The sequence below is a fragment of the Streptomyces sp. NBC_01176 genome, assembly GCF_045039825.1.
Lineage (GTDB): Bacteria > Actinomycetota > Actinomycetes > Streptomycetales > Streptomycetaceae > Streptomyces.
Genome location: NZ_CP108600.1, coordinates 1,030,623 through 1,052,692 on the forward strand (window position 1 = coordinate 1,030,623; position 22,070 = coordinate 1,052,692).

General features: G+C 68.0%; 18 protein-coding genes. 8 read left to right on the plus strand and 10 right to left on the minus strand.

Annotation, left to right across the window (positions count from 1 at the left end; all coding sequences use genetic code 11):
- Positions 1 to 84 precede the first annotated feature (84 nt).
- Together OG199_RS04140 and OG199_RS04145 are read left to right on the plus strand one after the other, a co-directional pair.
- Positions 85 to 735, plus strand: a complete 651-nt coding sequence (locus OG199_RS04140) for a hypothetical protein (RefSeq protein WP_405828020.1) — start codon at positions 85 to 87, stop codon at positions 733 to 735.
- 67 nt (positions 736 to 802) lie between these two features.
- Positions 803 to 1,222, plus strand: a complete 420-nt coding sequence (locus OG199_RS04145; protein ID WP_356798748.1) for an SRPBCC family protein — start codon at positions 803 to 805, stop codon at positions 1,220 to 1,222.
- A 174-nt stretch (positions 1,223 to 1,396) separates the two neighbouring features.
- On the opposite strand, the gene OG199_RS04150 is transcribed toward OG199_RS04145, so the two are convergent.
- The 7 genes from OG199_RS04150 to OG199_RS04180 all read right to left on the minus strand — a co-directional run bounded on the left by OG199_RS04150 (position 1,397) and on the right by OG199_RS04180 (position 9,897).
- Entirely contained in the window at positions 1,397 to 2,026 is a 630-nt protein-coding gene (locus OG199_RS04150) for a TetR/AcrR family transcriptional regulator (protein ID WP_405828023.1), read from the minus strand.
- Positions 2,027 to 2,194: 168 nt separating this feature from the next.
- A complete protein-coding gene (locus tag OG199_RS04155) occupies positions 2,195 to 2,899 on the minus strand; it encodes a hypothetical protein (protein WP_405828025.1) in 705 nt (234 codons plus the stop codon).
- 458 nt (positions 2,900 to 3,357) lie between these two features.
- Positions 3,358 to 3,975: a malonic semialdehyde reductase gene (locus OG199_RS04160; protein ID WP_405834418.1), complete on the minus strand. Its 618-nt coding sequence runs from the start codon at positions 3,973 to 3,975 to the stop codon at positions 3,358 to 3,360.
- A gap of 175 nt (positions 3,976 to 4,150) precedes the next feature.
- Complete coding sequence (locus tag OG199_RS04165; RefSeq protein WP_405828026.1) at positions 4,151 to 6,157, minus strand: acetoacetate--CoA ligase; 2,007 nt, start codon at positions 6,155 to 6,157, stop codon at positions 4,151 to 4,153.
- 16 nt (positions 6,158 to 6,173) lie between these two features.
- Positions 6,174 to 7,784 carry a bifunctional 3-(3-hydroxy-phenyl)propionate/3-hydroxycinnamic acid hydroxylase gene (locus OG199_RS04170; RefSeq protein WP_405828028.1) on the minus strand — a complete coding sequence of 537 codons (1,611 nt, stop codon included), beginning with the start codon at positions 7,782 to 7,784 and terminating at the stop codon, positions 6,174 to 6,176.
- Positions 7,781 to 8,755, minus strand: coding sequence for a fumarylacetoacetate hydrolase family protein (locus OG199_RS04175; protein ID WP_405828030.1), 975 nt, complete (start codon positions 8,753 to 8,755; stop codon positions 7,781 to 7,783). The genes OG199_RS04170 and OG199_RS04175 overlap by 4 nt, the downstream gene beginning before the upstream one ends.
- Positions 8,752 to 9,897, minus strand: a complete 1,146-nt coding sequence (locus OG199_RS04180) for a VOC family protein (protein ID WP_405828032.1) — start codon at positions 9,895 to 9,897, stop codon at positions 8,752 to 8,754. The genes OG199_RS04175 and OG199_RS04180 overlap by 4 nt, the downstream gene beginning before the upstream one ends.
- A gap of 136 nt (positions 9,898 to 10,033) precedes the next feature.
- Here OG199_RS04180 and OG199_RS04185 point away from each other — a divergent pair, with 136 nt between their 5' ends.
- Together OG199_RS04185 and OG199_RS04190 are read left to right on the plus strand one after the other, a co-directional pair.
- On the plus strand, positions 10,034 to 10,669 hold the full coding sequence (locus tag OG199_RS04185; RefSeq protein WP_356798732.1) for a TetR/AcrR family transcriptional regulator: 636 nt from the start codon (positions 10,034 to 10,036) through the stop codon (positions 10,667 to 10,669).
- A 181-nt stretch (positions 10,670 to 10,850) separates the two neighbouring features.
- The gene (locus tag OG199_RS04190; RefSeq protein WP_405828034.1) at positions 10,851 to 13,037 is read left to right on the plus strand and encodes a SpoIIE family protein phosphatase; all 2,187 of its coding nucleotides are present in this window, start codon (positions 10,851 to 10,853) and stop codon (positions 13,035 to 13,037) included.
- 261 nt (positions 13,038 to 13,298) lie between these two features.
- Here the strand turns inward: OG199_RS04190 and OG199_RS04195 are convergent, their stop codons facing one another.
- Positions 13,299 to 14,345 (minus strand): zinc-binding dehydrogenase, encoded by a 1,047-nt coding sequence (locus tag OG199_RS04195; RefSeq protein WP_405828036.1) that lies wholly within the window; start codon positions 14,343 to 14,345, stop codon positions 13,299 to 13,301.
- A gap of 132 nt (positions 14,346 to 14,477) precedes the next feature.
- Entirely contained in the window at positions 14,478 to 17,699 is a 3,222-nt protein-coding gene (locus tag OG199_RS04200) for a cytochrome P450 (protein ID WP_405828038.1), read from the minus strand.
- A 201-nt stretch (positions 17,700 to 17,900) separates the two neighbouring features.
- Between OG199_RS04200 and OG199_RS04205 the strand changes: the two genes are divergently transcribed.
- From OG199_RS04205 to OG199_RS04220, 4 genes are all read left to right on the plus strand, one after another.
- On the plus strand, positions 17,901 to 18,563 hold the full coding sequence (locus tag OG199_RS04205; RefSeq protein ID WP_405828040.1) for a TetR/AcrR family transcriptional regulator: 663 nt from the start codon (positions 17,901 to 17,903) through the stop codon (positions 18,561 to 18,563).
- Positions 18,564 to 19,319: 756 nt separating this feature from the next.
- Complete coding sequence (locus OG199_RS04210) at positions 19,320 to 19,616, plus strand: hypothetical protein (RefSeq protein ID WP_405828041.1); 297 nt, start codon at positions 19,320 to 19,322, stop codon at positions 19,614 to 19,616.
- Complete coding sequence (locus OG199_RS04215; RefSeq protein ID WP_405828042.1) at positions 19,613 to 20,281, plus strand: winged helix-turn-helix transcriptional regulator; 669 nt, start codon at positions 19,613 to 19,615, stop codon at positions 20,279 to 20,281. The genes OG199_RS04210 and OG199_RS04215 overlap by 4 nt, the downstream gene beginning before the upstream one ends.
- Positions 20,282 to 20,345: 64 nt before the next feature.
- Positions 20,346 to 21,218, plus strand: coding sequence for an NAD(P)H-binding protein (locus OG199_RS04220; protein ID WP_405828044.1), 873 nt, complete (start codon positions 20,346 to 20,348; stop codon positions 21,216 to 21,218).
- Positions 21,219 to 21,472: 254 nt separating this feature from the next.
- Here OG199_RS04220 and OG199_RS04225 read toward each other — a convergent pair whose 3' ends face one another.
- A complete protein-coding gene (locus tag OG199_RS04225) occupies positions 21,473 to 21,931 on the minus strand; it encodes a helix-turn-helix domain-containing protein (RefSeq protein ID WP_356798716.1) in 459 nt (152 codons plus the stop codon).
- Between the last annotated feature and the right edge of the window lie 139 nt (positions 21,932 to 22,070).

Below are 22,070 nucleotides of genomic sequence, written 5' to 3' on the forward strand. Positions count from 1 at the left end.
TGTCGGAGCGCTTCGCCACCGAGTCTGATCCGTTTCCCGTGCCCCGAGCCTGCTCGGCTTCTGTGAGCCCCGGTGAACGCTGCCATGCCGATCGGGACCGGGGGCGTCATGCTCCTGGCGAAGACCCTGACTGTCACCGGTATCGGCAACTGCCGTCCCCTGGCGATACTCGACGTGATCCTCAGCCCGGACTGGGAGGGCCGGTACTACTGCATGAGCGCCGGTTGGGCAGACGGCGAGGAGATGACCTCGATGCGCAACGAGTCGGGAGCCGAGTACTCCATCGTGTTCTCGGCTGCCGAGGTCTACGTGCGTGGCTTCGACCACGAATCGCCGATGAGCCCATACGGCACGGCGGCTTGCCCTGGCCGGGAGTGGTCGACGAAGTCCCTGATCGCTCAAGCCTTTCGTCGAGGAGCCGTCCTTCACCGACGAGGACGGCGTCCCTGTCGTGACGGTCTGCTTGTGGCAGTGGGCCACGGACGACCGGTGGCACCACGGGACGATCGATTTCCCCCTCGCGCCGTCGACCCTGACGGAGCGACAGGCCTGTTCGGGCTTCTGACCGACCGTTCGCCAGAAGCGTTCCAGCCCTTCACCGAGGACTGCTACGACGTCCCCGCGGGCCTGGCGGCCGTGAGACACGTGCACGCCCTGCGACCGCTGAGCCGGCAGCTCGTGTCGTCGTTGAACCCTGCGGTCAGCCTGGCCGGCCTGGCCCAGGACGTCTCCTAGGTCGGCTACCCGCGACCAGCCCGGTTACCTGAGGTTTTGACCTAATTTGTCCGGGTAGCCGCACCTCATGGGTGACTACGACACTTCGATCAGCGTGGCGGTGGCTCCAGCCAGGCTGTTCAGCTATCTCGCCGATGTGCAGAACCTTCCCGCCTACATGCCCGGGATGACCTCCGCCAAGCCGCACGACGGAGACCGGGTCACGGTTACAGCCCACATCGAACCGGCCTCCGAACCAGAACAGGACGTCAAGAGCGAGGCCTGGATCCGTGTTGCGGAAGAGGGCAAGTCGCTGGAATGGGGTGCACCAGGCCCGCACGACTACCGTGGCCAGTTGCACGTCGCTGCCGGAGACGACGAGAACCACTCACAGTTGTCCGTGGAACTGCACACCGAGCGGGTTGAAGGCACTCAGGTCGACCGGCGTCTTACGGAGGCACTGCAAGGCATCAAGTCCGCTGTGGAGGCGGCCGAGTCAAACCGGTAGCCACCGCCACGTTCCCCGCGTGAGGCTGTCTTCTGCGTGGCGGTCCGCGCGCCGGGTTCGTCAGTGCTGGAAAGAAGGCCCGTCGAGTCCCCTTGCGGCCGGCAACGCGTTACACCGAACAGCACATCAATGAGCTCCTCAACAGCCAGTATGGGTGTAGCCGTGCCAGTCACTTCAGGTGGGAGGATGTGTATGGAGGGCAGGCAGGATCGCGGCATCGATGAATGGTATGAGAAATTCCTGGGTGGGCGGCAGGTGGTCGATCAATGTCCGGGCCACGAAGCAACCGATCAACAGGTGTGGGATGTAGTCGATCGCGAGGTTGTCCGCCATGATTTCACCTCGGTCAACGGCCCGCTGTAGCGCTCGGCTCATTTCCTTGAGTTCCAGCATGAGTTGATACTCTCGGAAAGAGCGCAGGAGTTCCATATTTGCATGGGCTGCTACCGCGAGACCCCGCATCAGTTGTGAGGTTCGCTCCATTTGGGAGTCGTCTTGGCGGAGGACGATAGCCTGGAGGTCGCCACGCAGAGAACCAGTATTGATTTCGGTCATGTTGAATGATTTCTGGCGCCGAAGGGCGTTGATGATCAGCTCACTCTTGCTACCGCGTCGATACAGAGTGGCTTTGCTGGAGTGGGTACGCTCAGCAATGGCATCCATGGTCAGGGCGTGATAGCCGACCTCCCGAAGCAGATCAAGTATGGCATCGTACAGCTCGCCCTCACGCTCCAGCGTGATCTTATTGGTTCTACTTGGCCTGCTTTCACGGTCACTATTTTTCCGCTCGAAATTTGCGTGCAAGGCTAACCAGTTCCTCAAGTACTTCCAAATGGCTGATGGTTGATGAGCTGCCGTGTTTCACCGATCGACCCCAAACCTGCGGCCTGTTTGCGGGAGGATGTCTCCGCCAAAAGCGAAAGAGGCAGGCCCCGCCGAGCCGGCAGATCAGTCGCGTCGTAGGGGTGCTGTTCAGGGGTTCATGTCGTTGTCACCGTCACTGCCCCGGGAGTCCCTCTGCTCTCTGTCGCGCCGAGCAGAGCGGTCCCCTTGATCATCTAGTAGCTCCACGATCGCCGCGTCCGCTTTCTGTTTGTCTTCCTTTGTCAGTTCGAGGGTCGCATTGCTGTAGACGGTGTATCGGTCGGGGTCGACAATGTTGGCGGCTCTCAGGGTGAACGTCAAAAGGGTGCGCCATCCTTTGCGATGGCCGACTCTCGCCTCAAGGCGAACTCTGTAATCACGGGGCTCCGGCACAAATCCGGAGAACGGCGCCTCAAACTCGATAAGGAGTTGTTGCGCTTCCCTTCCGGCTACGGCGAATCCGGCTGGCAATTTCGTATCGTCCTCCGGTCCGGGTTGGAGACTGGAGGGCGACGACATCCACAGAAGCGGCAGATGAGAGGCCGGCTCATCAGGGAAGCTCAATCTGAGATCCTGCACAACTATCGGCTTGGCACCGGTGTTATGGAGGACGAGTGGAAGTCTCAGGCGAGCCATGGAGCTGTGGACAACCGCAGCGAAGGAGCGAGGCTCCCAGGACTTGAGGTGACCCTGTCTAGCGTTGATCCACCAGAAAGATGCAACCGTAAAGAGCAGCGCGCAAACCGAGATGACCCCGGCACCTGGAATCGATGGGGACGCACCCTGCATTACAGCAGCCGTCAGCGGAACCACAAATTCAGTGTGCCATCCACAGGGTGCGGACGCTAACAGAACTGGTGTCGCGGGGTCCGTCAGTGGCCTCGCAGCGACAGCGGTGCGGCCGCGTCGTTGCTGCACCGGGGGCCTCCTTCGGCACGGTTCCTGTCGCCGGCAGTGGCGACAACCGGCTGACGCAGGTGCCATGGTCCCAGCGGTGCCCGTTCAGGGCCCGGCGGTATTCGGCCCTTCAACCCGTTCGGGCGCCGTCGTCGCAGCCACTCGGTCATCAAGAAATGCTCTGTCTTGCGGTCTTTCCTTGCGGCCATTTTCCTGGGGTGACCTTCGGCGGCCGCGGCACCACGATTTTGATACCGAAGAGCGGCGGTCAGCCGCTATCACGGCCCTTTTGGGATAAACGGCTGCCCGCTAATCGGAAGGGCGCCGCTGCCTACGGCATGGCGCCTCTCCCCTACCAAGCGGCGCGAGTGCTCTCAGGCGTAGGCGACGGCGACTTCGACAGGGACGCGAGGCAGCCGCGGAAACCACGGGTCGGCACCGGGGTGACCGATGTTGACCACCAGATGCGAGTGCCAGCTGCTGCCGACGAAGAACTCCCCGTCCACGCCGGCCTTGTCGAAGCCCGCCATGGGACCGGCTGCAAGCCCTGCCGCACGTACCGCGAGCAGGAAGACACCGGTTTGCAGCGCCGAGTTGTAAGCCGCGATGCTTGCGCGCGTGTCGATCTGGTCGGCGAACGCCGCTCGCAGTATGTCGCCACGGGCGGGGAAGACGGTCGGCATCTGCTCGTGAAAGTCAAGATCGTAGGCGAGGATCGCCACGGCAGGCGCACTGAGCGTTTTAGCCCTGTTGCCCTCATCGAGATGCCGGACGAGTCGTTCCTTGCCCTCGCGGGTGCGCACGAAGAGCACGCGAAGAGGCTGACCGTTGGCGGCGCTCGGCGACCAGCGGGCGAGTTCCCAGATCGTGGCGAGTTCGTCGTCGCCCACAGCCACGTCGGTGAAGGTGTTCGCGGTACGGGCCTCGGTGAACAGCACCTTTCGTCCGGCGTCGTCGAGGACGTCGAGGGCCTGCGGTTCGCGTTCGGTCATGCTCATGTTTTCTCTCTTGCTTCGGTTGCAGGGATGGTGCTTGGGATGTGCGGATGGTGCGGTATCGGGGCACCTTGACCGCCCCGCACTACGCGGCGAGCAGGGCTTGGCGCGGGCACAAGGGACCCTGGTGCTGCCAGGTGGGCTTGTGATGCCCGACCGGCGATGTACCGGCTTATGGGCGGCTGTTGCGTTCCTCGCCCAAGCAGGCGAAGTACGCGATCAGCTCGGGGTTGTCGACCGCGGCGGGATTCAGGACCTGGTCGGCGGGGGCACCCTGGAGCAGGCGTTTGACGGGAACCTCGAGTTTCTTGCCTGTCTTCGTGTGCGGGATCGCCGGTACAGCGATGATCTCGTCGGGGACGTGGCGGGGTGAGGCGTCGGCGCGTATCGCTTCGCGGATCCGCTCGCGCAGGGAATCGTCCAGATGGGCCCCGGCGGCGAGGACCACGAAGAGCGGCATCCAGTAGCCGCCGTCGGGTTCCTCCGCGCCGACGACGAGAGCCTCGGTGATCTCGGAGAGGCGTTCGACAGCGTCGTGGATGTCGGCGCTGCCCAGGCGCACGCCGTTGCGGTTGAGGGTGGCGTCGGAGCGGCCGTGGACGATCACCGAGCCGTACGAGGTGAGCGTGATCCAGTCGCCATGCCGCCACACAGTGGGGAAGGCGCCGAAGTAGGCGTCGTGGTAGCGGCTGCCGTCGGGATCGTTCCAGAAGTAGAGCGGCATGGACGGCATGGGCCGGGTGACGACCAGTTCGCCGAGTTGGTCGAGGACGGGGGCGCCTGTCGTGTCATAGGCAGCCAGTGCCACGCCGAGGCAGGGGGCGGACAGTTCCCCCGCCCAGACGGCGGTCGTGGATGCGCTGCCGGCGAAGCCGGAGACGACGTCCGTGCCACCGCTGGTCGAGGCCAGTTGGACGTCGGCACCCACGTGGTCGCGGACCCAGGGGTAGGCGGATGCGGGCAGAGCGGAGCCGGTGCAGCCGACGACGCGGATGGCCGAGAGGTCGTGCACGGAGGGCTCGACGCCCATCTTGGCCATGGTCAGCAGATATTGGGGACTGGTCCCGAAGACGGTGACTTTGTGACGGGCCGCCAGCTCCCAAAGGACGTCCGGACGCGCCTGCGGCGCGGGGCTGCCGTCGTAAGTGCAGGTGGTGGCGCCGGTCAGCAGGGTGGAGACGACCAGGTTCCACATCATCCAGTGGGTGGTCGTGTACCACAGCAGACGGTCCCCGGTGCCGAGATCGGTGTGCAGGCCGAGGGTCTTGAGGTGTTCGAGCAGGACTCCGCCGTGCCCGTGGACGATGCCCTTGGGCAGTCCGGTGGTGCCGGAGGAGAAGACCACCCACAGCGGGTGGTTGAACGGTACCGGGGCGATGGTGAGGTACTCGGCGCGGGTGGCCAGGTCTTCCCAGGGGAGCATCAGCCCCGAGCCGCCGCCCTTGGGCCAGGCGAGGCCCACGTGGTTGACGAGCACCGTGGCCTTCAGCGTCGGCAGGGCGGCGGCGAGTTCGACCGAGGCGGCGCGGCGGTCGTGTGTGGTGCCGTTGAAGAGGTAGCCGTCAGCGGTGATGAGCACCGTGGGTTCGAGCTGGGCGAAGCGGTCGGCGGCGGCCTTGGGCGCATAGTCCTGCCCGCACACCGACCACACCGCGCCCAGGCTTGCGGTGGCGAGGAAGGCGACGATGGCGTGGGGGGTGTTGGGTAGATAGCCCACCACTCGGTCGCCCTGTCCGACGCCGAGGTCGCGCAGGCCGGCAGCGACGGAAGCGACACGGGCGCGAAGCTCCCGTCCCGTGATCTCGTAGCCCACTCCGGTTTCGTCCAGGGCGGTGATCGCGGGAGCATCCGGCTGCAGATTGCGCAGCGCGTGATGGGCGTAGTTGAGGGTGGCTCCGGGGAACCAGCGGGCGCCGGGCATGGTCTCCCCGGCCAGGACCCGCTCGTACGGAGTCGTCGCGTCGACGCCGAAGTAGTCCCACACCGCGGCCCAGAACTCTTCGAGGTCGGTGACGGACCAGTGGTGCAGGGCTCGGTAGTCCGTGGGGTCCTGAATCCCTTCGGCGGCTCGGTGTTGGACCACCCATCGGGCGAAGTCCGCGATGCGACTGCGGGCGGCCGACTCCGGGTCGGGCGTGAAGAAGGGTTCCCTGTACGGCGGGGGGTGCGGGGCGTTCATGAGGTGGTGCTCCTCGTCAGGCAAGCCGGGCGTCAGCGGTATGGCGGGCCGTGTGCAGCAGGGGGGCCCAGGCGGCGGTGTCCGTGAAGTCGCCGGTGCCGGCTGGGACGGTGTCCATCACAATGTGGTCGGGGCGCAGCAGGACGGCGTCGACTCGGGCGCGTGCCAGCCAGCCGGCCAGGGTGCCGTCGTCGCCCAGGTCGTCGGCGCGGATCGTCGAGGCGCCCAGTGCCGTGGCCACGGCCGCCATCTGTGCCGTGGCCGGCCCTGCGGTCAGGACGGCGAAGGAGTCCCCGAGGACGTCATCGAGGCGCACTCGCCTGCCGTCATGCAGTACCCAAGGCTGCGGGCAGAAGGTGCCGGCCAGCTTGCGGCCGGTCAGCCTGGGGCGGCGGCGTACGAGTGGGCCGGCGGTCAGGGCGGGACTGAGGTCACGGCTCACCACAGCGGTCACACCGGGGATCCGGCAGGCCGTGCCCACGACGGCCCGGCGGAGCGCCGCACTGCGGTCCTGCCCGCCGGTCATGGCCCAGCCCATAGCGACCGCTACGCGGATCACATGACGGGCGTGCGGCTTGCGTTCGCGTTCGTAAGTGTCCAACAGCCCTTCAGGCGCGCCTTGTTGGAGGACGCGGGCGAGCTTCCAGGTGAGGTTGTAGGCGTCACGCAGGCCGGTGCACAGACCTTGCCCGACGAAGGGCGGGGTGAGGTGGGCGGCGTCGCCAAGCAGGAAGACACGTCCCTTGCGCCACCGGTCGGCCAGGCGGGCCCTGAAGGTGTACTGCGCCTGCCGTATCACCTCGAAGTCGTCGCCCTGGGAGGCGTCGGACGGCAGGTCCACCCAGGGGGCGACCAGGTCGCGCAGGCGCTCCCATCCGTCCGGGCCGTCCAGGTTCTGGTCGTCGGCCATCCGGAACTCCCAGCGGTAGCGGTCCTCGCCCACACGCATGAAGGTGGCCGGCTGGTCGGGGCAGCAGATCTGTTCGACGCCTTCCCAGGTGCGTACCGGACGACTGGTGCGCACGTCGATGACCCGCCAGCTCTCCTCGAAACGCAGGTCCTCCCAAACGGCGCCGATGGCGTCGCGGGTGAGGCTGCCCGCACCGTCGCAGCCGAGGACGGCATCGGCCCACAGGTGCTCCTCCTTGTCGCTGCCGTCGCGCCGGAAGGTGACCCGGACCGGACTCGTGGGATCGTTCGGTCCTGCGGTGTCCTGGGTGACGGAGACGACCTCGACCCCGCCCCACAGCTCGCACTCGGGGCGGCGCGCCAGGGCTTCGCGCAGCAGGCGTTCCAGATCGGGCTGGTCGAACATGCTGGTCTGCGGGAAGCCGTGGTGCCCGCGCAGGGAGCGCGGGAACTCGCTGATCACGCGGCGCCGGGCGTCCAGCAGCCGCAGTCCGGCCGCCGGACGGGTGAGGGAGGCGAACTCCTCGTGCACACCTACGCTCTGCAGGATCCTGCGGATCTCGTCGTCCACGACGACGGCGCGCGGCAGCGGGTAGACGTCCCGGTGGCGTTCGAGAACGACGCTGCGCACTCCGTGCCGGGCGAGCAGCAGGGCGGCCGTGACGCCGACGGGTCCGGCACCGATGATCACCACCGCTCTGCGGGCTGCGGCTGTCATGGTGTGTCCGTGACGGGGGTCCGCTGCTCGCCGAGGTCGATGTGGCCGTCCGGGGTGGCGATCGTGGCGGTGATGAGGTCACCGCTGCGCAGGTACTTGGGGTTCTTGGCCTGGCCCTTGAAGAACGCCTTCCACTTCAGTGCGGGCGGCAGCAGCGCGGCGATCTTCTCGGCCGCCTTGGGTGGTGCCTTCAGGGCCGTGCCGCCGGGAGTCCCCGTCAGCAGCAGGTCGCCCGGGTCGAGGGTTTGGAAGCGGGCGAGCAGGGTGAGCGCCTGCGCGGGCCGCACGATCATGTCGGCCAGCGTGCGGTCCTGGCGGGACACGCCGTTGACCGACAGCCGCAGCCGCAGGTTCAGCAGATGGGCGAAGTCCTCGGGTTCCAGCAGGGTCAGGTACGGACCCGTCGGAGTGAAGGTCGGATAGGACTTGCTCTCGTAGAACTGGGTCTTGGTCAGCTGGACGTCGCGGGCGCTGACGTCGTTGGTCAGGACGAGGCCGGCGACGTAACGCGGCAGGTCCTGCTCCTCGACGACGGTGCCCACCGGCAGGGTGGCGCCCATGACGAGGCCGAGCTCCACCTCGTAGTCGAGGAACTTCACATGTGCGGGACGGATGATCTTATCGTGGGGGCCGCTGACCGAACCGGAGGCCTTGCGGAAGAAGGTGGGCGGGATGTCGCCGGTGAATCCTGAATCCTTGGCGTGGCTGCGGTAGTTGACCATCTGCGCGACCACCCGGCACGGGGTGGTGACCGGTGGCAGTGCCACCAGGTCGGCGACGGGCGTGCCGCTCTCGGCGGAGGCGGCGGCTTCGCGGACCGCCTCCCGGTCGGCGAGCAGTTCGGCGGTGGTGACGGCCTTGGTCTGGATGCGGACGGCGCGTTCGTTCCGGACGACCCACCAGCCTCCCCCACTCTCGGCTTCGCTCGAGCGGGAGGCGCCCCCAGTGGTGCGCAGAACGTTGGTGCTCATGAGCTCATCGCTTTCATCAGGCCCAGCAGGCGTGCGGGGTCGAGTTCGTTGTCACCGCGCAGGGCCGTCATGACCTCGCGCAGCCTGGCGGGGGAAGGGGTGGCGCCCAGGAAGTCGCGGGTGACCGGCGGGCCCCACTGGGCCAGGCCGCTCGCCGACATCGGTGCCCATCCGGGCTCCAGGTCGCAGGAGAACAGGTCGCCGTCGGCGAAGTGCTCCAGCATGAAGTGGTCGGGGTCGCGCCAGTAGTCGAACAGCTGGCTGCCCTGGATGTGCCGGCCGATGCCCCAGCTGCGCTGGTAGCCGCGTTCGGCCAGGTACTCCCCGCCGGCGGCGATCGAGTCCAGGTCAGTGACCTGGTAGGCCGAGTGGACGTAGCCGGTTCCGGGCCCGAGATGCAGGGCCAGCGTGTGGTGATCGACGGCCACGCTGCCCTGGTCGCACCGGATGAACGTCATCGTCGGCCCGCGCCCGCGCTGTCCGTCGAGGAACAGGAAGTCGGACACGATCATCCCGAGGGTGTCCAGGTACCAGTCCAGGGTCCGGGCGAACACCCGTGTTTCGAGCACGACATGGCCCAGCCGCTGGATACGGGACGGCTCACGGGGCGGCCGCTGGGTGGTGTTCGTACGGCGATGGTCGGTACCGAAGTTGAGGATCAGCGGCTCCTGCTCGGAAAGCGCGGGCAGCTGCTCGGCGCAGTGCACGACCCGGACCGGCAGACCCGACGGGTCGAGCAGGGCGACCGACTGCCCACCGCCCGGCACGCCGATGTCCCGGACGCTACCGCCGGTCGCGCGGGCCAGCCGGTCGAGGTCGGCGCGCTCGGCCGCGCGGAACGCCGGCCCGATGAACCGGGACGTACGGCCACGCCGGATGACCATGCAGGGTGAGCCCGCGAAGGTGCCGCGAAGCCACAGTTCCCGCTCCGTGCGGGCGGCGATCGCGAACCCGAAGTCACGCGCGAAGACCTCGGCCCGGTCCAGGTCCGGCTTCTCGAACTCGAGCCACGCCAGATCCGCCACCTTGATCACGGGGTTCCGGGAACGTCCTGGGTGCTCTCCGCGTAGCGCGCCCTGCGCGCTGTGGAGGTCTTGGTGGGGCGTCTGAGGAGCGGCCCCGTTAACGGGGGTGTGGGACATGGTGTCCTCCAAGCAACATTGCCGTAATGAGGAAATCATCAACTTTGGCGCTCTCATCGTCAATAGCATGAGGCTAGATAGTTGATGATCTCATCACTAATGGGAGCCTCATCGCGACGGTTGTTAGACTCGCCGTATGCCGACGTCAGCCCCGCCCAAGAACCGCTTCGAGCGGCGCCGTGCCGAGACCCGTCACGCGCTCGTCCGTGCGGCCCGGCAGATCCTCGCGGAGACCGGGGACACCAGCGCCAGCATCCAGGCCATCGCCGAGCGAGCGGATGTCGGCTTCGGCTCCTTCTACAACCATTTCGAGTCCAAGACGGAGCTGTTCGACGCCGCGGTGACAGACGCCCTGGACGAGTTCGGGCAGGTCATCGACGAGCGGGTACAGGGCATCGACGACCCGGCCGAGCTCGTCGCCGCGGGCTTCCGGCTCACCGCCCGCATGGCCGACTCCCACCCTGAGCTCCTGCGGATCCTGCGCGACCGCGGCCTGGCCTACATCCACTCCGACCGCGGACTCGCCCCTCGAGCCCTGCGCGACCTGGAGAACGGCATCGCCTCGGGCCGCTTCACCTGCCCCAACGCGACCACCGCCCTGTCCGCCCTGGGCGGCACCCTGATGTCGCTCGTGGCGCTGAGGCTGGCCCGCCCCGACCTCGACGGCGACGAGGCCGCCTCGGACCTGGCCGAGATGGTCCTGCGCATGCTGGGCGTCCCGCCTGATGACGCCCACCGGGTGACCCGGCGGCCGCTGCCCGGCCTCGGTTGACCGAGCACCGGCTGCGCCAGCCCTGTGACCACCGAAATGGCCGTCGGCTTCCATCCGCCCGATTGCGGCCGCGCGGATCCTCGACCCGACCAGCCCGTGACACGGTCTCCGCTGCCATCACGCCGCCGGATGGGGCCAGCTGAGGGTTCGCGCTTCCGTAGGGCGGCGTAACGTCGTCAGAGTGGACTTCACCGCGGAGAGTCTTCTGTCGCGTGCCGCGCATGAACTCAGCCCGCGAGCGGACGAGCTGATCCACGAAGTAGAGCAATGCCTGCGGCGCGAGGTCCCCGAGCTGTGGGACGAACCGGACATCGCCCGGATGACGGGCGACAATGTCGCCGAACACGTTCACGCCCTGCTTCTCGGGATCGAGCACGACGTCGACCTGCGGCGGATCGATCCGCCGGCTGCCGACGCCAAGCGCGCGCGCCGGCTGGCTCAACACGGGAAGCCGGTCACAACGTTGCTGCGCGCCGTCCGGCTGGCGCAGGGCGTCATCCTCGACCAGGTGCTCGAGGAGCTGCCCCGGCTCACCACCGATGCTCAGACGATCAGCGGCGCGGCACGCAAACTGATCACACTGGCGACCGAGTACACGGACCGCACATCGGAGACGGGTGTCCTGGCCTTCCAGGACGAGCGGGACCGCCAGGTGCAGTGGCGCCTGGCGGTGGTGAACGAGGCAAGCATGCGCGTCGGGACGACCCTGGACACCGCCCGCACCGTTCAGGAGCTGGCGGACCTGGCCACGGAGTGTCTCGCCGATGCCGTCACCGTCGACCTCCTCGACACGTTCTCCGGGGACGAGCCTTCTACGCTGGGCACCCGGATGGTCCGCCGGGTCGTCCAGCGGTCGGTGACGGACGGGCTCCCCGGGACGATCTACCTGGAAGCGGACGCCGACGAACCGTTGGTTCCGCCAGAGCAGCAGCTCCACAGGTATCCGGACGGCTCCCCACAGGCTCAGGCCCTGGTCACCGGGCAGCCCTCACGGCTCCACCCCGCCCCGTCCACATCCATGCTGCTGATACCGCTGTGCGCTCGTGGCACCACGCTGGGCGTGGCGCAGTTTCTCCGGCACAGGCCCGAGGCGTACGGGGACGAGGACCTGCTTCTCGCCCAGGAGATCGCCGCCAGGGCTGCGGTGGCCGTCGACAACGCCCGCCGATACACGCACGCACGTGCCACGGCTCTCGCCCTCCAGCGCAGCCTGCTTCCACGCGGTACACCCGAGCAGTCTGCCGTCGACGTCGCCTCGCGCTACCAGCCTGCTGCCGCCCAGCTCGGCGTGGGCGGCGACTGGTACGACGTCATCCCGCTCTCCGGGGCCAGGGTCGCACTCGTGGTCGGCGACGTGGTCGGCCACGGCATTCAGGCCGCCGCCACCATGGGCAGGCTGCGGACCGCCGTACGAACCCTCGCCGACATCGATCTGCCACCCGACGAACTCCTCACCCACCTGGACGACGTCGTCATCCGTCTGTCCGCCGAAGTCTCTTCCGAAGCCACCACCGAGACGGACACCGAAGCCGCGGGAGGTCTAGGGGCCACCTGTCTGTACGCCGTATACGATCCTGTCACCGGCTGCTGTGCCCTCGCCCGAGCAGGCCATGTGCCGCCCGTCGTGATGGCCCGGGACGGAACCGCCGGCATCCTCGAGCTGCCGGCCGGCCCACCTCTCGGAGTAGGCGGCCTGCCGTTCGAGACGGTGGAGATCGATCTGCCCGAGGGCAGCCTGATCGCCCTCTACACGGACGGCCTGGTCGAAGGCCTCGACCACGACGTCGAGGCAGGCATCACCCGGCTGTGTCACGCCCTCGCGCAGTCCTCCACCTCCCTGGAGGCGAGCTGCGACGCCCTCCTCGAAACGCTGCTGCCCGCAGTGCGACCGCACGACGACGTGGCACTCCTCCTGGCCCGCACGCACGTCCTCGGAGACGGTCAGGTCGCCACGTGGGACGTGGATGCCGACCCTGCCGAGGTCGCCCGGGCCAGAGCGTGCGTCCGCGAGCAGCTCAGCACTTGGGGACTTCAGGAACTCGCCTCCACCGCGGAACTCGTCGTCAGCGAACTGGTCACCAACGCCATCCGTTATGGTCGGCCCCCCATCCAGCTGCGTCTCCTCCGCGACCGCACGCTCATGTGCGAGGTCGCGGACGCCGGCAGCACGACTCCGCACCTGCGCCGGGCCCGTGTCTTCGACGAGGGCGGGCGAGGCCTGTTCCTCGTCGCCCAACTCGCCGAGCGCTGGGGCACGCGTCATGCCCGACGCGGCAAGACGGTCTGGGCGGAGTGCGGCCCGGGCGCGCCGGAGCTCTTCTCGGAAGCGGCGGCGCTGGGGTTGGACAGTGTTCCGGGGGCCCTGTGAGCGCGGTCCGGCTCGGCACGGCGAATCGATCGCGAGGGTTCTTCGGAGGCTTCGCCTGGCTGACGATGCAGCAGACGGCGTATGCCCGTAGACGCACAGGGGGGACCTGGCGGCTCGTTTTTGCACTCGATTTCACCCGCCTCTCTGAGACGGTGTGCGCCAGACCCGGACGTCAAAAGGCGCGGGTGCCGGTGCTCCCTCAAGCACCGGCGCCCGCTCACCCCTGCCCGAGGTGGTCTTGGCGAACTTTCTGTTCAGGTATCAGGGGACGAGGATGAGGCGGATCGGATCGCCGATCTTGTTCTCCAGCCGGTTGACCGCGTCGGCGGCCTCGGCGAGCGGGATGTGGTCGGTGATGGAGGGGGCCAGGTCGAGACGGCCGACCTCCGCAAGGCGGACCAGCTCCGTGACAGATTCGGGAGTACCGCCGTAGTGACCGCGGACCTGCTTGCCCAGGTAGTTGAAGGTCAGGCCCTCGCTGATGGTGATCGGCCTGGGGCTGATGCCGACCAGGATGAGGACCCCGTTCAGGCCCAGCGCGGCGGCGGCCTGCTCACGGACCGTCGGCACGCCGGCGCAGTCGAAGGCGAAGTCCAGGCCCCGTCCGCCGGTGGCCGCGTGGACCTGGTCGGCGAAGTCGGGGGCGGCCGGGTCCAGGGCGAAATCCGCACCGAAGGCCAGGGCACGCTCCCGGGCGCCGGGCAGCGGATCGACGGCGATGATCGGCGCCGCGCCGGCCAGGCGGGCGACGCGGACGTTGTGGGCGCCGACACCGCCCACGCCCCAGATGCCGACGGACTGTGCGGGTCGCACCCCCGCGGTGGCGACGACGGCGGCGTAGGGGGTGGAGACCGCGTCGGGGATGATCGCGGCCTGGTCGAAGGGGAGGCTGTCGGCAATGGGGATGAGGGTGTCCTCGCGGGCGACGGTGTACTGGGCCCAGCCACCGTCGTAGTCGATGCCGGCGGTGAGCATCTGGGTGCAGGGGCGACGGCGCACGCAGCCGGCGCACCGGCCGCAGGTCTTGCCCGCCTCCAGGGTGACGCGCGTGCCGGTGGTCAGGCCGCGCTTGAGGTCGGGGCCCAGGGTGTGGATCACTCCGGCGACCTCGTGCCCGACGGTGACCGTGTCGGAAGTGGCGAAGAGGGGGACGAGGGAGCCGTCGATGAGGTGGACGTCCGAGAGGCAGACGCCTGCGGCCTTGACCTCGATGAGGACCTCGCCCGGGCCGGGAACGGGGATGGGCACTTCCTCCACGGCGAACTTCTTGCTGTCCAGGTGGAAGCGTCCGGCGAGCATGGTGTCCATGGGTCTCTGCTTTCTGTGAGCGGCACTCCGGCGGTTCGGGCCGGGGGGTGCCATGTGGTGCCTCGCGGGTGAGTGGTGGCCGGGAGGGGTGCGGGTGTCAGGAGGACCGCAGGCCTCCCGGCGTCCGAGGGCCTAGGCGAAGACGTCCTGCTGGTAGCGCTCGTCGGCTTCGAGCAGGGCGAGCCACTGCTGGGCGGTCTCGTCGTCGCTGCCGGTGTGCCGGCGGTAGATGGCCGCGAGCGCCTCGCGCACAGCGGGTGCCATGCGGCGGCCGTCCCCGCAGACGTAGACGTATGCGCCGTTCTGAATGGCCTGCCACACGGTGTCTGCGGCGCCTGCGATGGCGTCCTGTACGAAGCGGGCCGGGTGGCCGGTCACCGCGGAGAAGGCGGTGTGCACCTGGGCGATCCCGGCCTGCTCCCAGTCCTGCATCTCCTGCCGGTAGAAGTAGTCGTGTTCGGGGTGGCGGCAGCCGACGAAGACCTGGGACAGGCCCACCTGGGTGCCGTTCTCGTGCTGGTGGGCTCGCTCCTCCAGGAAGCCGCGCAGCGGCGCGATGCCCGTTCCGGGGCCGATGAGGATCAGCGGTGTGGCGGGGTCGGCAGGCGGGGCGAAGGTCGGGGAGGGCACGCGCACATAGCCGTAGACGACGTCGCCGGGATTGAGGCCTGCGATGTAGGAGGAGCAGGTGCCGCGGTATCGGCCGTCGCCCGACAGGGCGGGTCCTTCGAGGAGGCCGACGGTCAGGCGCACGTGCCGGGGGTCGGCCAGCGGGGAGGAGGAGATGGAGTAGAAGCGGGGGCGGATCGGGCCCATCATTTCCAGAGCGACAGCCAGTGGCAGCTCGACCGCGGGGAAGCGCTCCAGCAGGTTGAGCACGGAGACTCGCTTGCCGAGGATCTCGGTCTGGTAGCGCTCCTCGGCTTCGGCCGTGTCGGCCGTGTAGGCCTGCAGCTGGGGCCGGGTCCATGGGCACTGGGTGTGTTCGGCCAACGCCTGTATCTGGGAGCGGGTGGCCACGTCCTGCAGCTCCACGAACTCGGTGAACAGCAGCCCCGCGGTGACGGGGGTGCCCACCGGGAGGTGGGTGCGGCCGCCGGCGGGCTGGTCCAGGCGCAGGACCTGGTCGCGGTCGACGCCGAGCCGTGCGAGGGCGCGGTTGACCAGCTGCGGCTCGTTCTTGGCGAAGACGGCCAGGTGGTTGCCGGTGTCGTAGGTGACACCGTCGGGGAGTTCGACGGTGATGGACTTCGCGGCCGGGCGCGGGGGCTCGATGCTGAAGTCCCACAGCCCGGTCGCGTCGCCGACGAGTTCGTCGTTGGCCACGACAGTGAGCGGGTAGGCCTGTTCGGAGACGATCGCGAGGCGCACGTCGGCCTCGGTGAGCAGCTGGACCTGGAAGCGCGGCCCGGTGGTTTCGGAGGTGTCGGCCGCGTACTCCTCGGCCAGGGTTGTCCAGAGGGTGTTCATCCATCGGCTGGCCATGCCGTCGAAGTCGCCGGCGGCATCCGCGATGCCGCGCTCAATGACGCGGGTGGCGCCGGCAGCCAGCAGGCCTGCCTCGATCCGCTTGGGAAAACCCTGGTAGGTGGCCACCCACTGGGTGTTGCCGGCACCCAGCAGTGCGAACCGCACGTTCGACAGTGAGCCCTCCGGGAGGCCGACGGCGAGCAGGTCGTCGAAACGCTGCGCGTTGTCCGGGGCCTTGCCGTTGTAGCTGGAGGCCACGACGACGAGCAGGCCCTCGGTGGGAAGGTTGTCGCCCAGTTCGTCCAGGCCGACCAGGGTGGTGCCGAACCCCGAGCGCTCGCCGCGGTCGGCGATGGTGCGCGCCAGGTCCTCGCACGAGCCGAGGCTGGAGCCGTAGGCGACGGTCAGGTTCACCCCGACGCCACTGACCGCAGTCTGCTGCTGCGTGTCGTTGGTCTGCAGGTCCGCGGCGCCGAAGACGGTGCGCTCGTGCTCCTGACGGGCGCGCACGACCAGTTTGAAGTCGCCGGGCTTGCGCGTCAGCGCCTCCCGAACGTCCATCTTGTAGTCGCCGGGGTCGGAGAACTTGAATTTCTGCAGCACCAGCGCGAGGGCCAGGCGAGCCTCGGTGAGCGCGAACTGCCGGCCGATGCAGGCCCGTACGCCGTTGCCGAACGGCTTGTAGGCGTGCGGGTGGTGGTTGACCCGGTTCTCCGGCAGCCACCGGTTGATGTCGAACTCCTGCGGCCGCTCCCACGCCTTGGGGTGAGTGTGCAGCGGGCCTTCGAGGATGTTGACCCTTGTTCCCTTCTTCAGCCCGTAGCAGCCGCCGATGACGGTGTCTTCCAGCGGGGACTTGCCGATCAGGGGGATGGGGGCCCACAGGCGGAGTGTCTCCTCCAGGATCCGCGGGATCACGTCCATCTGCATGATCGTGTCGTAGTCCGGGACCGTGTTGCCCGGCATCAGGCGGTCCACCTCGGCGTAGGCCTGGGCCAGGACGTGCGGGTTACGCATCAGCGAGTACGTGGCGAACGAGAGCAGGCCGCTGGTGGTCTCGTGACCGGCGATCAGGAAGGTGACCACCTGGTCACGGACGTTGTCGTCGTCCAGCCCCTTGCCGGTCTCGGGGTCCGTGGCCTGCAGCATCAGCCCCAGCAGGTCGTCCTCGCCCGTGCCCCTGCCCTCGCGGCGCTCCTTGATCACATTTCCGACCAGGTCCCGCATCAGCTGGACGTTCTCGCGGTACTTCTTGTCGTCCGCCTTGCGGAGCCTGGTCATCATCGGCAGTTCCTGCGAGCGCCGCAGCGACTCCACGAGCGCCTGCAGCAGCGCGTTGAGGAAGGGGTGCAGATCCTCCTTGGCGAAGGAGTCGAACCGGTAGCCGAACCCTGACAGGGCGATCGTGTCCAGGGTGAGCCGGGTGTAGTCGTCGGTGATGTTGACCGGCTGGCCCTCCTTGCTCTCCCACTTGCCCGCCAGGTTCTGGGCGATCTCCAGCATCTGTCCGTAGTAGGCCTTCATGGCCCGCTGGCTGAACGCCGGCAGGAGGATCCGGTGCGCCATCCCCCATTCCTCCTCGTGCTGGTGGGCCGTGAACAGCCCCGCACCCGTGAAGTCCCGGACATGGTTCAGCGGCGTCTTCTCGATCTGCTTGTAGAACCGCGTCTCGTCGCAGACCTCGGCCACCAGATCCGGGTCCCAGACGAAGACCTGTTCGATGCCGGCGATCTCCATGCCATAGAGACCCTCGGGAAACTGCTTGGACAGCTCGCCGAAGTACTCCACCGGGTTGGTGCTGGGGATCTGCGGCGTGTGTCCGAAGAACGGGACCCCGCGCGGAGACCGGATGGGTCGCAGGCCGGTCTCGGGCTGTGTGGACATGGCTTGCTCCTTTTGTGCAGGGAGGGGGGCAGGGGGCGCCGGCGGAAACCGGGGCGAACGACGGAAACATACGCCGTATGGAATTGGTACCATACGGCGTATGGAAAGTCGACCCCGAGCTGAGCGATGGCTCCACCACCTGCACCGTTACGCGATCACACCCGCTCCCGTACGCCGTATGAAACTGGTACCGTACGCGGTATGGAAAAGGCGAAGCGTCCCCCGCGAGGAACAAGGAAGAGAGAGGTACCTCTGACCGAGGCAGGTATCTACGCTGCCGCCGTGCAGCTCATCGATACGGATGGGGTCGAGGCGCTCACCATGCGCAAACTCGCGACCGTCCTTGATGCGAACCCGATGTCGCTGTACCACCACGTACCGAACAAGGACGCCCTACTGCGCGGCGTGGCCAGAATGGTCGGCACCCAATTCCGCACCGTGACACTGGAGGACGCTCCCTGGCAGGAGCGCTTGCGCCTGCTCGCCACGGACTTCCGGACACTGGCACACCGCCACCCCAAGCTCATGGCGTACTCGTTCAGCCACCAAGCTGACTTCATCCAACCCGAAGACCCGTTCTGGGTTTCGCTCGCCGCGATCCTGGATGCCGCCGGGGTGCCACATTCCGAGTTCCCGCAGATCGCCGCCCTCGTGTGCGCCGTCATCACCGGAGTCCTCAGCGCCGAGCTCAACGGGGCGCTCCGCCAGTGGTCGAGCCTCAATCCCTCCACTCCCGACGAAGGCGGACTCGCCCGGCCCGGTCACGACGAAGTCGAGGTCTTCCGCCTGGCCCTGGACACGATCATCACGGGCCTGGAAAGCCGGCTCGCAGACGGTGACGGCAGTCTGGACGCAGGCCTCTGAGTTCGCAGCCGTGAAAGCATTGCGGTCGAAGTTCGGGCGGCCGCCGCGCCATGCCGCCCGCCAGGTCCAACGAACCGGACGCACCACGCCCAGCGGCTGACCGGCGTCACGGCACTCCACGCCCTGCTCGGCGGCCTTCACCTGAGCGGGGCCGCCTTCGAACCCGTCATCGCTCCCACGATCGCCGCGCTGAGCGACATCGCCCCGCGTCTCATCGCACCGGGCATTGCACCGGATGCGGGCGCAGCACGCCCTGGCCGCAGCCCTGTCCGACGCGTGGGTCGCCCGCAGCAGCGGCATCACGTACCGCCTCACCCGGACCTGCCACCTTCACACCGAAAGAGAGGACACGGACGTCACCCCAAAGCCCTCGCCGGCCACAGCTTCGGCGCGATCGTCGCCCACTACGAGCAGTTGATCGACGGCCTGGAGGGGCAGCCCATCCGGCACTCCTTCGGCGGAGCCGTCACCGAAAAGCTCCTCGGCCTCAACCGGGCCGCCTCTTCCCGTCGCCGTGGACGCCGCGCAGATCAAGGGCGTCAGGCCGGTGCCAATCGCGATGTTGCACGGCTCATTCGGCCCGGCCGACCCAGCCAGCCGGGGTTGTCAGGAGTCAGGACCACGAATGTCGGCCCGGCCGGGAAGATTCCCGTCCGTACCGTGGTTCTAAAATTAGTAGTAGTAACTACTTGATTTCGAACCATCGCAGCTACCGGGCGTACCCAGGCAGGTGACCGTGTCCGGAAGGAGAGGTCAGTGAGCAGCCCCAATAAGTGGATGGTGGGGTTCCGATTTCGCAGTGAGGTGCGAGGGGTCGTCGAGCACTTCTATCTCGTGGACGGAACAGCGGGCAGCGCCGGAGCCCACCGCGCTGCTGCCCGGATGGCCGTCCCCGCGTTCGAGCGTGCGGGCCGGCTCGAGGTGCAGCGGGTGCAGATACAGCGAGTCGTCACTGACCTGCTGGGCCATGTCGGCCTGTCCGCCCCGGTACCCGGCGTGGGGGCGATGCCCGCCGCGGGCTCGCTGATGTCGCCGATCGAGGTGGCACGGTGACCCGCTCCTACGAACAGACCTGTTTCATCGCCCGCGCGCTGGACGTGTTGGGGGAGAGATGGACGCTGCTGATCGTGCGGGAGCTCACCCTGGGGCCCCGCCGCTACGGTGACTTCCTGTCGGCCCTGCCGGGCCTGGGAACGAGTCTTTTGGCCGCACGTCTCAAGCACCTCGAACAACACGACGTGCTGCGCCGTACCGCGCTGCCCGGTCCCGGCCGCGCCGTCGCCTATGAGCTGACCGACCGGGGGGAAGCGCTGATGCCGGCCTTGGCCGGCCTCGCCGAGTGGGGCACAGGTCTGGAGGACCCGCCGCCCGGCTACACGGGCCGTGCCGCCTGGATCATGGCCGCGATGCGCCTCATTGCCCCGGCAGAAGAAGCGGCCCGCTTCGACACGCTCACGGAGCTGGTGGTGGGCGGGGAGACGCTGTGGCTGCGGGGCGACGGCGAGCGGGTGCGGCTGGAGGCCGGCAGGGCACCGGTCACGCCCGGCCTGCGTCTGACCTGCGACAGGGAGACGTTCTACGCCCTCGCGAGAGGGCAGGTCGCCGTCGATGGCGCGGTGGCCTCAGGACAGCTCGTCATCGATGGAGAGTATGAGACCGCCCGGTTGTTCTTCGAGCTGTTCCGCCTGCCGGACGGTCATCGCACGAACTCCCAATGATCCCGTGCGGCCCCTCCGAAGGGCTCCCCCCACACCGGCACTTGTCTCGAAAGGAAGAACCATCGTGAAACGCAATCTTCTGGTGATCGGGGCGACCGGTAAGACCGGCAGTCACACCACCGAACTGCTACTCGAACGCGGACACCACGTCCGCGCGCTCGTCCACCGCGCCGACGAGCGCTCCGAGAGGCTCGCCGGCCTCGGGGCGGAGATCGTGAGAGGCGACGTCCTCGACCTCGACTCGCTGGCCGGGGCCATGAGAGGGGTCAACGCCCTGTACTTCACCTATCCGATCAGTTCCGGCCTGATGGATGCGACGGCGAACGTGTCCCAGGCAGCGGAGGAGACCGGTGTGGAGGCGATTGTGAACATGTCGCAGATCTCCGCCCGCCGCGAGACCGCCAGCAACGCGGCACGGCAGCACTGGGTCGGGGAACGCGTACTCGACCGCTCCCCGGTGGCCGTCACCCACATCCGGCCGACCTTCTTCGCCGAGTGGCTCATCAATATGTGGGACGGGACGGGTCAACTCCGTCTGCCTTTCGCGGACGGTCGGCACGCCCCGATCGCCGCCATCGACCAGGCGAGGGTGATCGCTGCCATCCTCGAAGACCCGGCCCCGCACGCTGCCCAGATCTACCCGCTCTACGGGGCGGTGGAGCTCAACCACTACGAGATCGCCGAGGCCATGTCGCAGGGCCTGGGCCGCGAGGTCACCTACGTGCCCATCGACCTCGACGAATTCAGGGCGATTCTGGAGAAGCGCGGCGCGCCGGAGCATCTCATCCAGCACCTTCTCGCCGTCGCGGTCGACTACCGAAACGGTGTCTTCTCCGGGATGAACGACCTGGTCAAGAAGATCGGCGGCGCCGACCCGCTCGATGTCCAGACCTTCGTCGCCCAGAACCGGGCCTTCTACGACGACCACACCGCCTGAGGAGGCGTGACCAACGCGCGTGCGGTTGGTCATGGCATCGTCCCGCGGATTCGGCCTGGAAGATTGCCCGAGCGGCCCTGGCTGCCGCGGGGCCGACGGAAATCGGCAGGATCGTTGACCTGAAGGTGGCTGCAGGAGAGCGGCCGCAGGGCGGGGACCGCGCACGGTGAGGACGGCCGTGACGCCGAGGTGCATGAGATGCCTGGGGCGAGCCGAAGAAGACCACGAGCGGACATCCCGCGGCGTCCGGCCCGTCAGGCCTCGGGGCCCGCCATCGACCACCCCGGCGTGTTGGGCGTCCAGTGAAGCCCCCCGCTGTCGATCGCTTCTCCGCACTCGCCACACACAGTGGTCGGCCGGACGCGGTGGCCGTGGTGTTCCAGGATCATGGGCGGCTCGGCGACGGCCCAGCGGTCACCCCAGGCCAGGAGACTGACGAGCAAGGGCAGGAGCTCCCTGCCCGACTCTGTGAGGTGGTACTCGAATCGCGTCGCCTGATACTCGTGCTTTTCGAGGATGCCTTCGGCCACGAGGGATTTGAGTCGCGCTGCGAGCCGGTCGCGCGGTGCTCCGGTGTTGCGGGCGATCTGGCTGAAGCGCCGGTTGCCGAACATGATCTCGCGGGCGATGAGCAACGACCAACGGTCGCCGACAAGCTCCAGCGTGGCTGCGACCGCGCAGGGCCTTCCGGGGACTACGGGAAATTCAGGCATGTTTCAGCATATCAACTTGCGGTTTGTGTATCAAACCGTTCATTGCGGACCGCGACCCCGGGTGAACCGGGATGACCTCGCCTTCACGCCAAGGCGAGCTTAGGCGAAGCGCCCCGCGGGCCATCCCGGAGGCGGTCAG

Bases quoted from the DNA above. Each gene is read 5' to 3' on its own strand.
- OG199_RS04140 (WP_405828020.1), top strand. From the start codon at position 85: ATGCCGATCGGGACCGGGGGCGTCATGCTCCTGGCGAAGACCCTGACT.
- OG199_RS04145 (WP_356798748.1), top strand. From the start codon at position 803: ATGGGTGACTACGACACTTCGATCAGCGTGGCGGTGGCTCCAGCCAGG.
- OG199_RS04160 (WP_405834418.1), bottom strand. From the start codon at position 3,975: ATGACCGAACGCGAACCGCAGGCCCTCGACGTCCTCGACGACGCCGGA.
- OG199_RS04165 (WP_405828026.1), bottom strand. From the start codon at position 6,157: ATGAACGCCCCGCACCCCCCGCCGTACAGGGAACCCTTCTTCACGCCC.
- OG199_RS04170 (WP_405828028.1), bottom strand. From the start codon at position 7,784: ATGACAGCCGCAGCCCGCAGAGCGGTGGTGATCATCGGTGCCGGACCC.
- OG199_RS04175 (WP_405828030.1), bottom strand. From the start codon at position 8,755: ATGAGCACCAACGTTCTGCGCACCACTGGGGGCGCCTCCCGCTCGAGC.
- OG199_RS04180 (WP_405828032.1), bottom strand. From the start codon at position 9,897: ATGTCCCACACCCCCGTTAACGGGGCCGCTCCTCAGACGCCCCACCAA.
- OG199_RS04185 (WP_356798732.1), top strand. From the start codon at position 10,034: ATGCCGACGTCAGCCCCGCCCAAGAACCGCTTCGAGCGGCGCCGTGCC.
- OG199_RS04195 (WP_405828036.1), bottom strand. From the start codon at position 14,345: ATGGACACCATGCTCGCCGGACGCTTCCACCTGGACAGCAAGAAGTTC.
- OG199_RS04200 (WP_405828038.1), bottom strand. From the start codon at position 17,699: ATGTCCACACAGCCCGAGACCGGCCTGCGACCCATCCGGTCTCCGCGC.
- OG199_RS04205 (WP_405828040.1), top strand. From the start codon at position 17,901: ATGGAAAAGGCGAAGCGTCCCCCGCGAGGAACAAGGAAGAGAGAGGTA.
- OG199_RS04225 (WP_356798716.1), bottom strand. From the start codon at position 21,931: ATGCCTGAATTTCCCGTAGTCCCCGGAAGGCCCTGCGCGGTCGCAGCC.